The sequence below is a fragment of the Dietzia sp. UCD-THP genome, assembly GCF_000349585.1.
Lineage (GTDB): Bacteria > Actinomycetota > Actinomycetes > Mycobacteriales > Mycobacteriaceae > Dietzia > Dietzia natronolimnaea_A.
Genome location: NZ_KB714657.1, coordinates 1 through 683 on the forward strand (window position 1 = coordinate 1; position 683 = coordinate 683).

1 protein-coding gene is annotated in these 683 nt (G+C 73.8%); it reads left to right on the plus strand.

The window, feature by feature from the left end; genetic code table 11:
* Positions 1–31: 31 nt before the first annotated feature.
* Positions 32–683: thiamine pyrophosphate-binding protein (locus tag H483_RS35225; RefSeq protein WP_017838095.1), on the plus strand; the 652-nt coding region annotated here is incomplete at its 3' end.

Here is a 683-nt window from a genome sequence, read left to right on the forward strand (position 1 = left end):
CGATTGGGAGACACACCCTAGGCTGAGGGCGATGAACCCCAGCCGGTCCGCCCCGAACACACCCCGCGCGAGCAACCCCAGCACCGCGCAGGCCCGCGTCGTCGTCGACGAGTTGATCCGTCACGGGATCACCGACGCGGTGCTGTGCCCGGGTTCGCGCAGTGCTCCGCTGGCGCTCGCGCTCGCGGCGGCCGAGCGGACCGGCCACCTGCGGTTACACGTGCGGATCGACGAACGCGCGGCGGCGTTCACGGCACTGGGGTTGGCCGTGGGGGCCAGGCGACCGGTCCCCGTCGTCGTGACCTCCGGAACCGCGGTGGCCAATCTCCATCCGGCGATGGTCGAGGCCGCGCACTCGGGCGTGCCGATCCTCGCGCTGACCGCCAACCGTCCTCCCGAACTGCGGGGGACCGGCGCCAACCAGACCATCGACCAGGTCGGGCTGTTCGGCCCGCACGCCCGCGCCGTCGTCGAACTCGGCGCGGCCGGCGACCCCGACGCCGAACACCGCCACTGGCGTAGCGCGATCGGCCGCGCGATCCTCACCGCGACCGCCCCGGGTGACCCGGGTCCGGTCCAGGTGGACATCTCGTTCCGCGAACCTCTGGTTCCGGCCGAGGGGGACGAGGACCACGTGGTCGGGGATGCGGCCGGCGCCGGTCAGGGCGACGACGACGAGGCGG